General features: G+C 72.1%; 15 protein-coding genes and 1 tRNA gene. 11 read left to right on the top strand and 5 right to left on the bottom strand.

Annotated features, from left to right (window positions below):
• Window positions 1-34: 34 nt before the first annotated feature.
• The 3 genes from AAFO60_RS08000 (at window position 35) to selB (ending at window position 3,259) form a co-directional block, all read left to right on the top strand.
• Window positions 35-130 (top strand) — tRNA-Sec (locus AAFO60_RS08000).
• Window positions 131-166: 36 nt separating this feature from the next.
• The gene (selA, locus tag AAFO60_RS07995) at window positions 167-1,468 is read left to right on the top strand and encodes an L-seryl-tRNA(Sec) selenium transferase (protein ID WP_347955643.1); all 1,302 of its coding nucleotides are present in this window, start codon (window positions 167-169) and stop codon (window positions 1,466-1,468) included.
• Between the two features lie 3 nt (window positions 1,469-1,471).
• Entirely contained in the window at window positions 1,472-3,259 is a 1,788-nt protein-coding gene (gene selB / locus AAFO60_RS07990; protein WP_347955642.1) for a selenocysteine-specific translation elongation factor, read from the top strand.
• A 72-nt stretch (window positions 3,260-3,331) separates the two neighbouring features.
• Here the strand turns inward: selB and AAFO60_RS07985 are convergent, their stop codons facing one another.
• Entirely contained in the window at window positions 3,332-4,120 is a 789-nt protein-coding gene (locus AAFO60_RS07985; RefSeq protein WP_347955641.1) for an ABC transporter permease, read from the bottom strand.
• A complete protein-coding gene (locus AAFO60_RS07980; RefSeq protein WP_347955640.1) occupies window positions 4,120-5,031 on the bottom strand; it encodes an ABC transporter ATP-binding protein in 912 nt (303 codons plus the stop codon). The genes AAFO60_RS07985 and AAFO60_RS07980 overlap by 1 nt, the downstream gene beginning before the upstream one ends.
• 120 nt (window positions 5,032-5,151) lie before the next feature.
• On the opposite strand from AAFO60_RS07980, the gene AAFO60_RS07975 reads away from it, so the two are divergent.
• Entirely contained in the window at window positions 5,152-5,610 is a 459-nt protein-coding gene (locus tag AAFO60_RS07975; protein ID WP_347955639.1) for a peroxiredoxin, read from the top strand.
• 90 nt (window positions 5,611-5,700) lie between these two features.
• Window positions 5,701-6,495 (top strand): enoyl-CoA hydratase, encoded by a 795-nt coding sequence (locus tag AAFO60_RS07970; RefSeq protein WP_347955638.1) that lies wholly within the window; start codon window positions 5,701-5,703, stop codon window positions 6,493-6,495.
• Window positions 6,496-6,505: 10 nt separating this feature from the next.
• Here AAFO60_RS07970 and AAFO60_RS07965 read toward each other — a convergent pair whose 3' ends face one another.
• Complete coding sequence (locus tag AAFO60_RS07965; protein ID WP_347955637.1) at window positions 6,506-7,069, bottom strand: hypothetical protein; 564 nt, start codon at window positions 7,067-7,069, stop codon at window positions 6,506-6,508.
• Between the two features lie 108 nt (window positions 7,070-7,177).
• On the opposite strand from AAFO60_RS07965, the gene AAFO60_RS07960 reads away from it, so the two are divergent.
• From AAFO60_RS07960 to AAFO60_RS07950, 3 genes are all read left to right on the top strand, one after another.
• A complete protein-coding gene (locus AAFO60_RS07960; RefSeq protein WP_347955636.1) occupies window positions 7,178-8,386 on the top strand; it encodes a sensor histidine kinase in 1,209 nt (402 codons plus the stop codon).
• Complete coding sequence (locus tag AAFO60_RS07955) at window positions 8,383-9,024, top strand: response regulator transcription factor (protein WP_347955635.1); 642 nt, start codon at window positions 8,383-8,385, stop codon at window positions 9,022-9,024. The genes AAFO60_RS07960 and AAFO60_RS07955 overlap by 4 nt, the downstream gene beginning before the upstream one ends.
• A gap of 156 nt (window positions 9,025-9,180) precedes the next feature.
• The gene (locus AAFO60_RS07950) at window positions 9,181-10,257 is read left to right on the top strand and encodes an SGNH/GDSL hydrolase family protein (protein ID WP_347955634.1); all 1,077 of its coding nucleotides are present in this window, start codon (window positions 9,181-9,183) and stop codon (window positions 10,255-10,257) included.
• Window positions 10,258-10,326: 69 nt separating this feature from the next.
• On the opposite strand, the gene AAFO60_RS07945 is transcribed toward AAFO60_RS07950, so the two are convergent.
• The gene (locus AAFO60_RS07945) at window positions 10,327-11,019 is read right to left on the bottom strand and encodes a TIGR03089 family protein (RefSeq protein ID WP_347955633.1); all 693 of its coding nucleotides are present in this window, start codon (window positions 11,017-11,019) and stop codon (window positions 10,327-10,329) included.
• A gap of 50 nt (window positions 11,020-11,069) precedes the next feature.
• On the bottom strand, window positions 11,070-12,767 hold the full coding sequence (locus AAFO60_RS07940; protein WP_347955632.1) for an LCP family protein: 1,698 nt from the start codon (window positions 12,765-12,767) through the stop codon (window positions 11,070-11,072).
• A gap of 187 nt (window positions 12,768-12,954) precedes the next feature.
• Here AAFO60_RS07940 and rfbD point away from each other — a divergent pair, with 187 nt between their 5' ends.
• The 3 genes from rfbD to AAFO60_RS07925 are packed head-to-tail and all read left to right on the top strand — an operon-like array spanning window position 12,955 to window position 15,866.
• Window positions 12,955-13,845 (top strand): dTDP-4-dehydrorhamnose reductase, encoded by an 891-nt coding sequence (gene rfbD, locus AAFO60_RS07935; protein ID WP_347955631.1) that lies wholly within the window; start codon window positions 12,955-12,957, stop codon window positions 13,843-13,845.
• Window positions 13,846-13,878: 33 nt separating this feature from the next.
• A complete protein-coding gene (locus tag AAFO60_RS07930) occupies window positions 13,879-14,757 on the top strand; it encodes a glycosyltransferase family 2 protein (protein WP_347955630.1) in 879 nt (292 codons plus the stop codon).
• Between the two features lie 35 nt (window positions 14,758-14,792).
• Window positions 14,793-15,866 carry an NDP-sugar synthase gene (locus AAFO60_RS07925; protein WP_347955629.1) on the top strand — a complete coding sequence of 358 codons (1,074 nt, stop codon included), beginning with the start codon at window positions 14,793-14,795 and terminating at the stop codon, window positions 15,864-15,866.
• Window positions 15,867-15,883 lie beyond the last annotated feature (17 nt).

The following is a 15,883-nucleotide window of genomic DNA, read 5'->3' as shown; positions in this document are numbered from 1 at the left end:
TAGACCGTCACACCGGTTCGCTATGTTGGTTGGCGGAGGCGTCTGGGTTCCTGGTGGGCCCCCCGGTCTTCAAAACCGGTGAGGCCGAGCATCTCGGTCTGGCGGGTTCGATTCCCGTCCGTCTCCGCCAACTCTGCGTCAGCTATCCCGGGGAAGGAGCCGGCAGGTGAACGAGGATCCCCGGCGGGCGATTCCCCGGACGGACTCGCTGCTGGCGCTGCCCGCAGTGGTGGACGCGCGCACCCGCCTGTCCGGCGCCGCGGTCCGTGAGCGCATCCGCGCCGTCCAGGATCGGGCGCGTCGCGGGGAGCTCGCGCCCGCAGACGTCGCGGCGACGCTCGCGGCCGACCTGGCGGCGACGGCACCGTCGACGCAGACTCCGGTGCTCAATGCGACGGGCGTCATCGTCCACACCAACCTGGGTCGAGCGCCTCTCGGCGCCGCGGCCGCGGCCGCGGTGGCCGACGCCGCGGGCTATGTGGACGTCGAGATGGACCTGCGGACCGGTCTGCGCAGCAGGCGGGGCCGCGGGGCGCGGGCGGCGCTGCTCGCCGCGTGCCCGCAGGCGCAGGACGCGCTGCTGGTCAACAACGGCGCCGCGGCCCTGGTGCTGGCGACCACCGCGCTGGCCGCCGGCCGCGAGGTGATCGTCTCGCGCGGGGAGCTGATCGAGATCGGCGCGGGCTTCCGCCTCACCGATCTCATCGAATCGACCGGGGCGCGGCTGCGCGAGGTCGGCACCACCAACCGCACCCATCTGCGCGACTACGTGGACGCGATCGGGCCCGACACGGGCTGTCTGCTGAAGGTGCATCCCAGCAACTTCCGCGTCAGCGGATTCGCCGCGGACGTCGCGGTCGGCGACTTGGCGGCGGCCGCGCGCGAGCACGGGGTACCGCTCATCGCCGACCTCGGCAGCGGTCTGTTGGCTCCCGACCCGCTGCTGCCCGACGAACCCGACGCGACGACCGCCCTGCGTGCGGGCGCCGATGTAGTCACGGCGAGCGGCGACAAGCTCCTCGGGGGTCCGCAGGCGGGGGTGGTGCTGGGGCGGTCCGACATCGTCGAACGCCTGGCCCGACATCCGCTCGCGCGCGCGGTGCGGATCGACAAGTTGGCGCTCGCCGCGCTCGAAGCGACGGTCGCGGGCCCGCCGTCGCCGGTCACCGGCTACCTGCACGCCGACGCCGACCGGCTGCGCGCGCGGGCGGAGGCGCTGGCGACGGCGGTCGGCGGGGTGGTCGTCGCGCACGACGGCCGGGTGGGCGGCGGCGGGGCGCCGGGCGTCCCGCTGCCCGGCTATGCGGTGCGCTTGCCGGAGGCGGTCGCGCTGCCCCTGCGCACCGGCTCGCCCGCGGTCCTGGCGCGCGTCCACGACGGCGCGGCCCTCATCGACCTGCGGTGTGTTCCCGAAGCCGACGACCCGCGTTTGATCGACGCGGTGCGTGCCGCGCTGGCCCGGGGCTGAGCGGTGTTCGTCGTCGCGACCGCGGGGCACGTCGATCACGGCAAGTCGACGCTGGTGAAGGCGCTGACCGGGATGGAGCCGGATCGGTGGGCCGATGAACGCCGACGCGGGCTCACCATCGATCTCGGCTTCGTGTGGACCTCGCTGCCGTCCGGCCGCGAGGTGGGCTTCGTCGACGTCCCCGGGCACGAACGCTTCGGTGCCAACATGCTCGCCGGACTCGGTCCGGCGCCCGCGGTGTGCTTCGTCGTCGCCGCCGACGAGGGCTGGCGGGAGCAGTCGGCCGACCATCGGGATGCGGTGGCGGCCTTCGGGATCGACCGCGGACTGATCGTCGTGACCCGCTGCGACCGCGCGACCGACGAGCGGGTGGCGGAGGTGATCGAACGGATCCGCCGCGAGTTCGCCGGCACCGGTCTCGGCGGCGCACCGGTCGTGGCGGTCTCGGCGGTCGCGGGGACCGGCATGGACGAATTGCGCGTGGCCCTCGACGAGGTGCTCGGCGACGCCCCGGCACCGACCGCCCCGGCCGACGGCGTCCGCCTGTGGATCGACCGCGCGTTCACGATCACCGGCGCGGGCACGGTGGTCACCGGCACCCTGGCCGCCGGTTCACTGACCGTGGGCGACGGGGTGGAGTTGTTCGGCCGCAACGGATCCGAGGCGGTCATCGTCCGCGGTCTGCAGTGTCACGGCCGCACCGTGGCGGCGGCGGGCCCGGTCAGCCGGGTGGCGGTCAATCTGCGCGGGGTGAGCCACGACCGGATCCACCGCGGCGACGTGCTGTCGACCGGCGGCGTCGGGCCGACGGCGGTCGTCGACGTCCGGTGCGTAGCGGGCACGACCTCGGACGTCGGCGAGTGGGTGACCGTCCACGTGGGAACGGCGGCGGTCCCGGCGCGGGTGCGTCCCCTCGGCGAGGAGCACCTGAGGTTGCGACTCGCGCGCGAGCTGCCGCTCAGGCGCGGTGATCGCCTCGTCCTGCGCGATCCCGGCGCGCACCGAATCGTCGCGGGTGCGGTGGTGCTCGATGCGACGCCGCCGGCCCTGAGCCGTCGCGGCGACGCGGTGCGCCGGGCCGACGAGCTCGCCTCACGCGCCGAGGGTGGCTCGGCCGCAGGGGAGGTGGAACGCGCCGGCGCCGTTCGCCGCGAGCGGCTCGCCGCGTCGGGCTACCCGATCGCCGAGGTCCCCGGCGGCGTCGACGAAGTGGGTGACTGGTGGGTCGCGCACGAGCAACTGCAGGCCTGGCAGCTGCGGCTCCGGGGCGCGGTGAGCGATCTGCACCAGCGGGACCCGTTGGCGGCGGGACTGTCGTACGGGGCGGCGGTCGACGTTCTCGAACTCCCCGATCGCGCCCTGCTGGCGACGGTCGTGGCCGGTGCCGGGGTGCACGCCGAACGGGGCCTGCTCTTCCTGCCCGAACACCGCGGCGACCTCGGGCCCGCCGAGCACGCAGTCGCGGAGGTGGAACGGCGGCTGCGCGAGCAGCCCTTCGCCGCCCCGGAGGCCGACGACCTCGGCGCCCTCGGCCTGGGGGTCCGGGAGCTGGCCGCCGCGCAACGGGCCGGGCGACTCCTGCGCGTCGCCGACGGCGTGGTGCTGGGGCCGACGGCGCCCGCGCTGGCGATGCGCGCCCTGGCCGGGCTGCCGCAGCCCTTCACCACCTCGCAGGCACGGCAGGTGCTCGGCACCACCCGCCGGATCGCGATCCCGCTGCTGGAACTCCTCGACGAGCGCGGATGGACCAGGCGGATCGACGCCGGGCATCGGGAGGTCGTGCGAGGCTGACGCGGCGCCGTCGAGTCGACCGCGTCAGCCGACGAGCAACAGGACACTACCGCCCGGTCGCGGGCGAGCCGATCACTTGACTTCCGACCGCAGGATCCGCCAGACGCCCAGCGCCATCGGGACGCCGATCCACAGGCCGTAGGCCACCAGGAAGTGGGCCCACTGCGCGCCGCTGACGCCGCCGCTCGACAGGAAGGGCTCGCTCACCCGGCCGGTGTCGATCCAGTCGGCGAGATGCTCCTTGATCCACGGCACCAGGTTCGACACCAGCGAGATGATCGTCGGCAGCACGAAGTACGCGACGATCGCGGCCGGCGTGCTCAGGAACAGCGCGGCGAACCCGAAGCCGAGCAGCAGTCCGCAGACCTGCAGCACGAAGGCGTAACCGAGGCCCGATGCGGTCAGATCCCAGGCGCCCGCACCGTCGCCGACGACGACCCCGGCGATCACATTGGCCACCGCGCCGACGATGAGGGAGAAGACCACCGCGGCGATCGCGGCGACCAGCGACGCGAGCAGCTTCGCCACCACGATGCGCTCGCGGCGCGGCTCCATCGTGAAGGTGGTCAGCGCATTGCGCTGGCTCCACTCCGAGGTCACGAGCAGGATCGCCATGATCGGCAGGATGATCCCCGTCGGGATGTTCATCGTCCCGAAGAAGTTGCCGTACGACAGTCCGGCCGGGTCGTTGCCGCCGACGGCCAGCTGGACTCCGGCGACGACGACGGTGATCAGTCCCATGACGGCGATCAGCCAGAAGCCGGCGCGGGTGTCGATCAGTTTGCGCAGTTCCACGCGCACCAGACGGGTGAGCGGGATCGGTTGCGCCGCACGGTCGACGGCGGCGAAGGCGGTGGTCATCAGAAGGCCCCCTGGGTGACGGGCTGCTCACGCTGCGTCTGCTGGGTGAGCTGCAGGAACATCGCTTCCAGTCCGGTGTTGTCGCCCGGACGTAGCTCGACGAGGTGGATGCGGTGATCGAGTGCGACGCGACCCACGATCTCGGGTGTCGCCTCGACGTGGAAACCGCCGCCCGCGGCGACGTGCGCGGCGATCCCGGCGGTGGACAGCGCCTGGCCGAGCGCAGCGTCGTCGACCGCCTTGACGCGAGTGCCGCTGCCCGCCAGCAGCTGTTCCTTGGTGCCTTGCGCGACGATCCGGCCCTGCCCGATCACGATGAGATCGTCGGCGATGATCTCGATCTCGTGCAGCAGGTGGCTCGAGAGCAGGACGGTGCCGCCGCGGTCGGCGTAGTCGCGCAGGAGCCCGCGCATCCAGTGGATGCCGGCCGGATCGAGTCCGTTGGCCGGCTCGTCGAGCATCAGGATCTGCGGGTCTCCCAGCAGCGCGTTGGCGATGCCGAGCCGCTGCCGCATGCCCAGCGAGTAGTTGCGGACGCGGCGCCCCGCTTCCTCGGGAGTCAGGCTCACCATGGCCAGCACTTCGTCGACGCGCGTGCGCGGCAGTCCCATCGTCAGGGCCGACAGGCGCAGGATCTCCGCGCCGGTCCGGCCTGCGTGCTGCGCCGAGGCGTCGAGCAGGACACCGACCTGGGTGGCCGGGTTGGGGATGTCGCGGTAGGCGACGCCGGCGATGGTCGCCGAGCCGGAGGTCGCGGGCGTCAAGCCCGCGATGATGCGCATCGTGGTGGACTTTCCTGCGCCGTTCGGTCCGAGGAAGCCGGTCACGCGACCGGGCTTGCACGCGAACGTCACGTCGTCCACGGCGGTGTACTCGCCGTATCTCTTGCTGAGGTGCTCGACGGTGATCATGGTGACCGATTCTGCCCGGACGGTGCGAAACGCGCATCCGGCGGGGGGATGATCCGGTGTCCCTCGAAAGTAGGGGTCCGGCGGCGGGCGCACCCTGATCGGTGCGAGTAGGGTGCGCGTATGCAGATCGGCGACCAGGCCCCGGACTTCACCCTTCCCGACCAGGACGGAGTCCCGCGCCGCCTGACCGCGCTGCTGGCCGACGGCCCGGTGGCGTTGTTCTTCTATCCGGCGGCGTTCACCCCGGGCTGCACCAAGGAAGCGTGCCACTTCCGGGATCTGGCCGCCGAGTTCGCGGCCGCGGGCGTGCAGCGTGTCGGCGTCAGCCGCGACGACGTCGCCAAGCAGAAGGACTGGACCGACAAGCACGCCTTCGACTATCCGCTGCTCGCCGACGTCGACGGCGCGGTGGCGCGAGCGTTCGGAGTGCGCCGCGGATCGTTGCTGTCGACGATCGGCATGCCCACCAAGCGGGTGACCTTCGCGATCGGCGTCGACGGGCGGATCGCCGACGTCATCGCCTCCGAGGTGAACATGGCCGTGCACGCCGACCGCGTTCTGGCGGCGCTGGCGAAGTAGCGCGAGACCCGTACCGCGAGACCCGTACCGCGAGACTCAGGCCGCTCGACTCGGACCGGTTGGCGCGGACCGCAGACGCGTCGGCGCGGCATGACCGACAATGGCCCCATGTCTTCCCGAGCTGCTGTCTCCACGTCCATCGCCGACGGTGTCGGCGTCCTCGCCCTCGACGATGCCGACCGTCGAAACCCGTTGTCGCTGGCCACCATGCGCGCGGCCACCGCCGCGCTGCGCGCCTTCGCCGACGACCCCGCGGTGCGGGTGATCGTGATCAAGGCCGACGGCCCGGCGTTCTCCGCCGGGCACGATCTGTCGGAGATGGTCGAGCGCACCGTGGCCGACGAGCGCGAGATCTTCGCCGCCTGCACCGAGCTGATGACCGCCGTCCACGAGGTGCGCCAACCGGTCATCGCGCAGGTGCAGGGCATGGCGCTCGCGGCCGGCTGCCAACTGGTCGCCACCTGCGACCTGGCGGTCGCCGCCGACACCGCGCGCTTCTCCACCCCCGGGGTGCGGATCGGGTTGTTCTGCTCGACGCCGATGGTCGCGCTCAGCCGGGCCGTGGGACGCAAGCGGGCGATGCGAATGCTGTTGACCGGTGACATGATCGACGCGGCGACCGCCGTCGACTGGGGGCTGATCAACGAAGCCGTGCCCGCCGACCGGCTGGAGGAGACCGTCGCCGAACTCGCCGCCCGCATCGGATCGTTCAGCGGCGACACGCTGGCGATCGGCAAGCGCGCGTTCTACGACCAGATCGACCGCACCGAACCGGCGGCCTACGAGGCGATGACCGAGGTGATGGCCACCAATGCGGTCACCTGCGACGCACAGGAGGGGATCTCGGCGTTCTTGGGCAAACGCGATCCGGTCTGGCAGTCGTAGCGGGTCGCGGTCAGGGCAGCGGTGTCCTCCGACTCGTCGGACCCAGACACCAGACGGGGCCGGTGAGCAACCAGATCGCGGTGATCACGCCGAGGGTCGAGAAGGTACCGAACAACGCCGATCGCTGAGCGGCGTCGGCGACGACGTAGCCCAGCGCGGCGGTGAGTGCCGCCGCGATCGCCGCGGCGAGGACCCATCGCCCGAACTCCGCCCACTCATGCCGGGCACGCTCCGGGCCGCGCCGGGGGACCCGGTGCGGGGCGGGGCCGCCCGCGAAGCGGTGGGCGAACCGCGCGTCGGCCCAGCGGATCAGGCGCGGGCCGAAGACGACGGTGACGCCGAGGTAGACGGGCGCCAGACGGTGGGCGAAGGACACCTGCCCGCCGCGATGCAGGTCGATCGCGACCACCGCGAGGAGAGCGAGATCGAGGACGGGCACTGCGGTGAGGACCGCGTTGGAGGTGCGCCCCAGACGGGCAAGATAACGGAGGGCGAGTCCACCGCCGACGAGCACCCAGAAGCCGACCTCGCAGCCGGCGATGGCGATAAGAATGGGGGAGACCGAATCGTTCATGCCCCCAGCATCGGCGCCGACCCGGCTGCGGCACATCCGACGACCGGTCGTTCGGCGTCCGACTTTCGGCGGACCCGTCGCGGTGTCGGGTGTGCTGTAGTGGTGGCGATGACGTTCACCTCCCGGTTCTCCCTGTCCCGGTTCTCCACTGCCCGGTTCTCCACTGCCCGGTTCTCCCTCTCCCGGTTCTCCACTGCCGGGTTCTCATCGACGACCGTGTCAGCGCTCGGCACGCTCGTCGTCGGCGTGTTGCTGTGGGCGAGCGGCGCCTTCACGTTGATCCCAGAACTCGGCGGTCACTCGACCCCGGTCAAGGCGGCGATTCTGGCCGTCGGCTTCGTCGCGCAGATCGTCGCGCCGCGCCGTCCGGCCGCTGCCCTGGCGGTGGCGGTGGTGCTCGTCGTCCTCGATCTGCCGTCGGGTGTCTCGCTGCCGCTCTGGATCTCGTTGACCGACATCGTCTTCGTGACCGTGACGGTCGGTGCGCCCCGATTGCGACGGGTCGTGGCGGTCGGGTGCGGACTGGTCACCGTCGTCGCGGCGGCGGTTGTCGCGCTCGCGGTGGATCCGCGCACCGGCGTCCTGGTCGGTCTGCTGGGCGTGGCCTTCCTGATCTCGCCGCTGGGGTATGCGCAGTCGGTCAACGCCACGGTGCGCGCGGCGACCGCGGAACGCGCCGCGGCGCAGGCCGAACGGACGATCGCGCTGGTCGACGAGCGGCGGCGCGTGTCACGCGAACTGCACGACACCGTCGCCGGGCACGTGTCGGCGATCGCGATCCTCGCCGAGGTCGCGCGCGATGCCGACGACCCGCAGCCCGCGGTCGCCTCGATCCGCGCCAACAGCCTGGCGGCGCTGGCCGAACTCCGGGAGATGATCGACGTGCTCGCCGCCGACGGCGACGAGGCCGTCACCGTCCGCTGGTCGTCGCTGGCCCCGCTGCTGGCGGCGGCCCGCGCGGTGGGCTCGCAGGTCGTGGTCCGCGGGGAGCCGGACCGCTGGCCGCTGCGGGCCGAGACCGTGCTGACGCGGATCGCGGGCGAGGCGCTGACGAATGCGACCCGGCACGCGCCGGGCGAGAAGGTGACGGTCGAGTTGGCCGTCGACGACCGATTCGCCGAGGTGACGATCACCAACCGGGTCGGTCCGGAATCGACGGTCGGGCCCGGGAACCTGCCGGGAGCGGGGCCCTGGGTGTCGGGACGAGGAGTGCACAACATGAAGATCCGAGCCGAGAGCGTCGGCGGCAGCGCGACGGTCGGTCCCGAGGGGGATCGCTGGGTGGTTCGGGCCCGAGTGCCGCGGGAGGCCCGGTGACCAGGGCGCGGGTGCTCCTGGCCGACGATCACGGCGCCGTTCGCGAGGGCCTGCGGATGGTGCTCGAGGCCGCGGGCGACATCGTCGTCGGTGAGGCGGCGACCGGTGCCGAGGCGGTCGCTGCGGCGCGACGCCTGCGACCCGACGTCGTCGTGATGGATGTGCGGATGCCCGAGGTCGACGGCCTGGCGGCGACGGCGCAGGTGCTGCTCGAGACCGACGCGCGAGTCCTGGTGCTGACCACCTTCGACATCGACGAGTACGTGCTGGGCGCGCTCGCGGCCGGCGCGAGCGGGTTCCTGCTGAAGTCGGCGTCGGGCAGCGAACTCGTCGCCGGAGTCCGGCGGGTCGCCGACGGCGACGCGGTCCTCGATCCCGCGGTCACGCGCATCGTCGTGCAGGCGATGAGATCGCGGCCGGTCGCCGCCGGGCCCGACCTCGCCGACCTCACCGACCGCGAGCGGCAGGTGCTCGGCGGGGTGGGCGCGGGCCTGTCGAATGCGCAGATCGCCCGCAGGCTGGTCATCGGCGAGGCGACGGTCAAGACGCATGTGTCGCGGATCCTGTCGAAGCTCGGGGTGCAGTCTCGGGTGCAGGCGGCCGTCGTCGCCGTCCGCGCCGACATCCCCGGACCGTGACCGGGTTCGGGCGATGACCAGGCTCGGCGATGACCGGGCTCGGCGACGATCCGCGGCCGCACGGCTGTCGAAAACCCGGCCGGGGTCGGGGCGTCGGCGGTAGTGTCGCCACGCAGGGGTCCGATCGACGGACACGCGGCAGAAGGCGGAACCGAGATGAAGCGTGCTGGACTGTGTGCGGCGGTGGCGGGCGTGAGCGTCGCGATGGTCGCCTCGCTGCTCCCCGGCGGCGAGGCCGCGGCCGGACCGGCGATATCGGCACCGCCGACCTCGGTGACGGTCTTCGGAGACAGCTTCAGCGACGTCGGCACGTATGCGCCGGCGACGGGCGATCCGGCCAATCCGGGTCGCTTCACGGTGAACCCGGGCAACGTCTGGGTCCAGGACGTGGCCGCGGCGTACGGGCTGACGGTCCGCCCGAATCGGGCGCTCACCCTGGACGCCGAGGCCTCCGGCATCGCATCGGCCGGGAAGGGGACGGCCCGGGTGATCGGCGGCAACGGTTACGCCGAGGGCGGGGCGCGGGTGGCGCTCCAACCGTCCCAGAGCGGCATCGGCGGCCCGTTCACGGTGGCCCCGGTGCGCGATCAGATCACCCGCTATCTGTCGGTGCACAAGCGATTCCGGTCGCGGCAACTGGTGATCGTCGACGGCGGCACCAACGACCTGTACGCGCAGTTCGCGGATCTCTGCCTCGGCACCGACAACAACGGGCTGGGCAAGGGCGGGACGACACGCGCGGTCGCCGACCGCGCGGTCCGGCAGGCGGCGACCGATCTGGCGGCGCAGGTGCGGCGGATCCGGGCCAACGGCGGCGCGACCATCCTGCTCGCCGGTGCCGCGGACTTCACCCTGACCCCGGCCGGCCGGGCGGCCCTCACACCCCGGAAGATGCGCGCGTGCCGGCAGCCGACCACCCTGATCAGCACGTGGGCGAAGGAGTTCACCCGCACCCTGACCGCGGGCATTCGCGGGATGCGATCGGTGGTCTACCTGGATCTGACCTCGAATCTCAAGGAGATCATCGACCGGCCGCTGCAGTACGGCTTCATCAACACCACGGACCCGGTGTGCCGCAACACCGAACCGAGCGCCAGCTCGGTCTTCTGCACGGGCTCGACGCTGGTGGCGCCGTTCGCCGACCTCGCCTACGTGTGGGCCGACGACTTCCATCCGACGCCGCGCGTGCACCAGTTGATCGCCGCGCGGGCGCTGTGGGCGCTGCACCGCTGATTCGGGCGGCCGACCCCGTGCCGTGACGGGACGGCATCGGTGACGGGTCTGGTTCGGTGACGGGCCCGGTCACCGACGGACGACGGTCGCCTTCTCGGTGACCGCGATCGCATCCAGCCGCGCGTCGTCGACCTCGCCGCTGACGAACACGAGCGAGGATCCCGCGAGCAGCGGCGCCGCGAAGTTCGCGACGACATCGGCCGGCGTGCGCCACGGGCGGGTGGTCAGCAGCCGGTCGGCGGGCGTCAACTGCTGATCTCCCGCGGCGAGGACCTCGCGGACGGTGATCGCGTCGACCGCGTCGTCGCCCGCCCCGGCAGCGGAGAACTGATCGCCGTGCGCTCGCACCGATTCGCCGAAGTCGTTCACGCCGATCGGCAGATCTCGGGTACCCATCGCGAACGGGTCCAGGGGCACGACGACGACCTCGTCGGCGTCGTGCGCAGCCAGGTTCGGCAGCGAAGTGAAGACGGCCCGGTCGTCGGCGGTGTCGGTGAGGTCGACCGCGACCCCCGCCCACCAGGCGCCGAGGAACACCGCGGCCGTCTGCCAGTGCTCGGGCAGGTCGACGCGGATCCGGTCGCCCGGCAGCAGGCCGAGCTCATCGCGCAGGTAGTTGCCGAGCTTGGCCGCCCAGTTCCCGAGGGTCGCCCCCGACAGCTCGGTCCGCTCGCCGGTGCCCTCGTTGTAGTAGGTGAGCATCGGTCGGGCACGGTCGGCAGCAGCGGCGAGAATCGCACCGGTCACCGTGTCATGGCTCATCGCGAACCCTCTCTGGGCTGGAAAGGAGACTCCATGGCCCGGCTCGGACCCTAGTTCACGCACACCGGACCGGCCGAATCGGCCTTGATGACCGGCGACGGGGGCTTCGACGAGCCGGTCGGCGTGGAGGCGGTCGTCGACTCGGACTCCGCGCCGGTGTTGGCGACGGCGCCCAGACCAGAGTTGTAGGTGTTCGTGAGCACCAGCCGCAGCTTGTCCTCGGGGAGCGAGGAGTCCTGGCGGATCTCGATCCTGCCCGCGTTCAGGTCGCGCACCAGCTGCTTGGCGCCGGCGTTGTCGGTGGAGTCGGCGAAGACGAGCGAATCGAACTCGTTCATCGGCTTGCTCGACGTCGCGCCCTTCTGGTAGCCGCGGTCCACGAGCAACCGCATCACGTTCCCGGCGAGGCCTTCGACCGTTCCGGCGTTGACCACGTCGACCGTGTAGTCGGTGCGCGGGTTGCTCGACTTGGTCGGCGAACTGCGACCGAGCTGGCGGTTGACGAACTCGTGGACGGCCTGGGGGTCGACCCTCAGCACGCTCTGCGTCCCGTCGTCGCTCCACGCCTGATCGTCCTGGATCGGAATCGTGGTGAACCGGACGTTTCCTCCGGTCAGGTCCTTCAGATTCTCGGCGAAGGTGAGGATGTCCCAGCCGTCGTCGATGACGACCGACCGCGAGATCGCGTTCTGCAACTCCTGCATCTTCCCGGTGTTCGTCAGCGTCTGCGTCGACAGGATCTTCTGCGCGAGCGAGGCCATGTACACCTGCTGACGGGTGATCCGGTCGAGGTCGCCGCGGGGGAGCTCGTGTCGCTGGCGGACGAAGCTCAACGCCTGGGGGCCGCTCAGGGTCTGGACGCCGGCGTGGAACTTCGCACCCGAGAAGGGCTCGTCGACGGCCTTCTTCAGGCAGACGTCGACTCCGCCGACTGCGTCGGTGAGCAGGGCGAAGCCCAGCAGACCGACCTCCGCGTAGTGGTCGACGGTGATGCCGGTGAGTTCGGCGACGCTGTCGATGAGCGCTTTGCGTCCGGCTTTGGTCCCGTCGGCCTCGGCCTTCGCCTCACTGGTGCCGTTCTCGACCTCGCGGACCCGCACGCCCTCCTTCGTGGCGCCGTAGGCGGCGTTGATCTTGCTCATGCCGATGCCCGGGACGTCGACGTAGGAGTCGCGGGGAATCGAGATCGCGGTGGCCTTGGAGCCGTCGGTCGGGATGCGGACCAGAACGATGGTGTCGGTGCTGGTGCTGACGTCGCCGCCGACGCGCAACCAACGCAGTTCCTCCGCGGACATGGGGTTGCCCTTGGCGTCGACGCGCGAATCGGTGCCGACGAGCAGGATGTCGATCGCGCCGTCGTCGCCGCCGCCCAGTCCCAGGCCGCCGAGCAGGGTGACCGAACTGTTCAGACTCCGCACCTTGGCCCAGCCCAGCCCGGTGACCACGAGGACCAGCACGGTGACCAGGGCCACCAGCGCGCGGCCGATGTTCTTGGGAGCGATGCCGGCGACGGGCCGGGTGGCCCAGAGCCGGATCGCCGCGCGGAGGCTGCCCGGCGGCAGGCCCGGGCGGGGGTCGTCGTCGCGCTTGACGCGCCGCGCGGTGTGGATCTCCTCGGACGTCCGGCGAGAGCGTGCCGCGGAACCGGTTCGGGTCGGCGCGGGGCGGCGGCGGGTCGCCCCGGCGCCGGGGGCCGGTGCGGTGTCCGTGCCCTCGGGTCGGCGAGGGTCCTCGCGTCGTGACTCCACGTGCTGAGCTGTCCCTTCGGTCCTCGGTAGGCGGCCGACCGGTTCCGGGCGCCGTTCCTTCGCAAGAATACTGATCCGGGCCGGGCATCTCGGGGAGGCGGCGCCGGGGACGGTGTCGGTGATCTGCCGCACGGGGCGGGCCGGTTCGTAAGGCGGGGCGGGGGTCGATGCGTCAGGATCGGTAGCCATGAACACCGAGCAGTGCTTCCTCATCGGCGCCCGCGGACAAGTGGGGACGGCGCTCCAGGCGACGGCGTCCGGTCGGCCGGTCAGGCCGCTGACCTCGGCAGACATCGATGTGCGCGATCCGGGCTCGGTCCGGCGCGCCCTGGCGGACCTGAGAGCCGGAGACGTCGTCGTCAACGCCGCGGCGCACACGCAGGTCGATGCGGCGCAGGATGACGCGGCGGCGGCGTACGCGGTCAACGCCGACGGCCCCGGCAACCTCGCGGCGGTCACCGCGGCGGCCGGCGCCCGACTGATCCACCTGTCCACCGACTACGTCTTCGCTCGACCGGTGACGGGCGAGGACGGTAGCCCGCGACCGTTCGAGCCCGCCGACGTGGACGGCGAGCCCGCCACCGTGTACGGCGCCAGCAAGCTGGCGGGGGAGCGTGCGGTCCGCCGCGCCGATCCGACGGCGATCGTGGTCCGCACCGCGTGGGTGTTCAGCGGTGACGGCGGCGGCGACTTCGTGTCCACCATGCTGCGCCTGGAGCGCGAACGGGACACCGTGCGCGTGGTCGACGATCAGATCGGCTCACCGACGTACGCGGTCGATCTGGCCCGCGGCCTGTGGGAACTGGCCGATCGGCGCGGCGAACCGGGCCTGTCCGGCGGCGCCGTCCTGCACGCGGTCAACGCAGGCAGCGCGACCTGGCGCGATCTGGCGGCGGCGGTCTTCGCCGAGGTCGGTGCCCGCCCCGAGCGGGTCGAGCCGTGCACGACGGCGGAGTTCCCCCGACCCGCGCCGCGCCCCCGATACTCGGTGCTGTCGTCGGCGAGTTGGGCCGCCGCGGGCCTCACGCCGCTGCGGGACTGGCGTGAGGCACTGCACGACGCGGTGACCGCCCGGTAGGGTGCGGCCGATCTGCTCCGTTAGTCTGGGCCGGTGACTGCCAGCTTCGCCGTCGTGACCGTGACCTATTCCTCGGGAGAGTATCTGCACAACTTCCTGCGCACTCTGCCCGTCGCGTCGACCCAGACGCCGCGCGTGGTGATCGCCGACAACGGGTCCACCGACGGCGCCCCGGAGCAGGCGGCGGCCGATGACCCGAACGTCACGCTCGTCCGCACCGGAGGCAACATCGGCTACGGCGGCGCGGTCAATCGCGGGGTCGCCGAGATCGATCCCGACGTGGAGTTCGTGCTGGTGGCGAACCCGGACGTCGAGTTCTCGCCCGGGTCGATCGACGAGATGCTCGACGCCGCGCGGCGATGGCCGCGCGCGGCGAGCCTCGGACCGCTGATCACCGAGCCGGACGGATCGGTCTACCCGTCGGCGCGCCGGGTGCCCGATCTGGTCTCCGGCGCCGGGCACGCCGTGCTGGGCGCGGTGTGGAAGTCGAACCCGTGGACCGCCGCCTACCGCAACGACGACGCCGACCCCGTCGAACGGCCGGTCGGCTGGCTGTCGGGATCGTGCCTGCTGCTGCGCCGCGCGGCGTTCGACAACATCGGCGGATTCGACTCCCGCTACTTCATGTTCATGGAGGACGTCGACCTGGGCGACCGGCTGGGACGCGCCGGCTGGCTGAACGTCTTCGTGCCCGCGGCCCGCGTCATGCACGCCAAGAGTCACTCGGTGAGCAAGCATCCGGAGTTGATGATCCCCGCGCACCACGCCAGCGCCTATCGCTTCACCGCCGACCGGAATCCCGGCCTGTTGCGGGCGCCGATCCGACTGGCCCTGCGCGTCGGGCTGGCGGCGCGATCGAAGATCGCCGTCGCCGCGGCCGTGCGCGAACGCCGACGCGCAGGCATGAGCTGACCAACCACCCGAGTGTGGACGAGGAAGGAATCTCCGTGACCCCATCTGTTCAGGCGTTGGTCCTGGTCGGCGGCAAAGGCACCCGACTGCGACCGTTGACCCTGTCGGCGCCCAAGCCGATGCTGCCGACCGCCGGGACCCCGTTTCTGACCCACCTCCTCTCGCGGATCCGGGAGGCGGGGATCACCGAGGTGGTGCTCGGCACGTCGTATCAGGCGCACGTCTTCGCCGACCACTACGGCGACGGCTCCGCCCTCGGCCTCGACCTGACGTACGTCACCGAGAGCGAACCGCTCGGCACCGGCGGGGGCATCCGCAACGTCTACGACCGACTGACGGCCGACACGGTGCTCGTCTTCAACGGCGACGTCTTGGGCGGCACCGACATCCGCGACGTCCTCGCGACGCACCGCGAATCGGCCGCCGAGGTGACCCTGCACCTGGTCCGGGTGGGCGACCCCCGCGCCTTCGGGTGCGTCCCCACCGACGCGAACGGCCGGGTCACCGCCTTCCTGGAGAAGACGCAGGACCCGCCGACCAACCAGATCAACGCGGGCACCTATGTCTTCAACCGCGAGGTGATCGGCGAGATCCCGGCGGGTCGTCCGGTATCGGTGGAACGGGAGGTGTTCCCGTCGCTGCTGGCGCAGGGGCGGCACATCCACGCGCACGTCGACGACGCCTACTGGCGCGACATGGGCACCCCGGAGGACTTCGTCCGCGGCTCGGCCGACCTGGTGCGCGGCATCGCGCCGTCGCCCGCCCTGACCAAGTCCTGCGGTGAGTCGCTGGTCCTGGACGGCGCCGACGTGGCGCGCGACGCGGTCCTGATCGGGGGGACCGTGGTGGGCCGCGGCGCCCGGATCGGCGCCGGCGCCCGACTCGACGGCGCGGTGGTCTTCGACGGCGCCGCCGTGGAGGCCGGCGCGGTGGTCGAACGGAGCATCGTCGGTTTCGATGCGACCGTCGGCGCCAACGCCCTGGTGCGCGACACCGTCATCGGCGACGGCGCGCAGGTGGGCGCCCGCTGCGAACTGCTGCGCGGGGCCCGCGTGTGGCCCGGGGTGCAGATCCCCGACAGCGGCATCCGCTTCTCCACCGACGTCTGAGTCGGGCTCGGCCGCCG

It is taken from the genome of Gordonia aichiensis, assembly GCF_039946255.1.
Taxonomy (GTDB): Bacteria; Actinomycetota; Actinomycetes; order Mycobacteriales; family Mycobacteriaceae; genus Gordonia; species Gordonia aichiensis_A.
Note: the sequence above shows the minus strand (reverse complement) of the source record. Positions and strands in the feature narration are given on the sequence as shown.

Coding starts and splice junctions, on each gene's coding strand:
- rfbD (WP_347955631.1), top strand. CDS start 12,955: ATGAACACCGAGCAGTGCTTCCTCATCGGCGCCCGCGGACAAGTGGGG.
- AAFO60_RS07985 (WP_347955641.1), bottom strand. CDS start 4,120: ATGACCACCGCCTTCGCCGCCGTCGACCGTGCGGCGCAACCGATCCCG.
- AAFO60_RS07945 (WP_347955633.1), bottom strand. CDS start 11,019: ATGAGCCATGACACGGTGACCGGTGCGATTCTCGCCGCTGCTGCCGAC.
- AAFO60_RS07970 (WP_347955638.1), top strand. CDS start 5,701: ATGACCGACAATGGCCCCATGTCTTCCCGAGCTGCTGTCTCCACGTCC.
- AAFO60_RS07960 (WP_347955636.1), top strand. CDS start 7,178: ATGACGTTCACCTCCCGGTTCTCCCTGTCCCGGTTCTCCACTGCCCGG.
- AAFO60_RS07975 (WP_347955639.1), top strand. CDS start 5,152: ATGCAGATCGGCGACCAGGCCCCGGACTTCACCCTTCCCGACCAGGAC.
- AAFO60_RS07980 (WP_347955640.1), bottom strand. CDS start 5,031: ATGATCACCGTCGAGCACCTCAGCAAGAGATACGGCGAGTACACCGCC.
- AAFO60_RS07950 (WP_347955634.1), top strand. CDS start 9,181: ATGAAGCGTGCTGGACTGTGTGCGGCGGTGGCGGGCGTGAGCGTCGCG.
- AAFO60_RS07965 (WP_347955637.1), bottom strand. CDS start 7,069: ATGAACGATTCGGTCTCCCCCATTCTTATCGCCATCGCCGGCTGCGAG.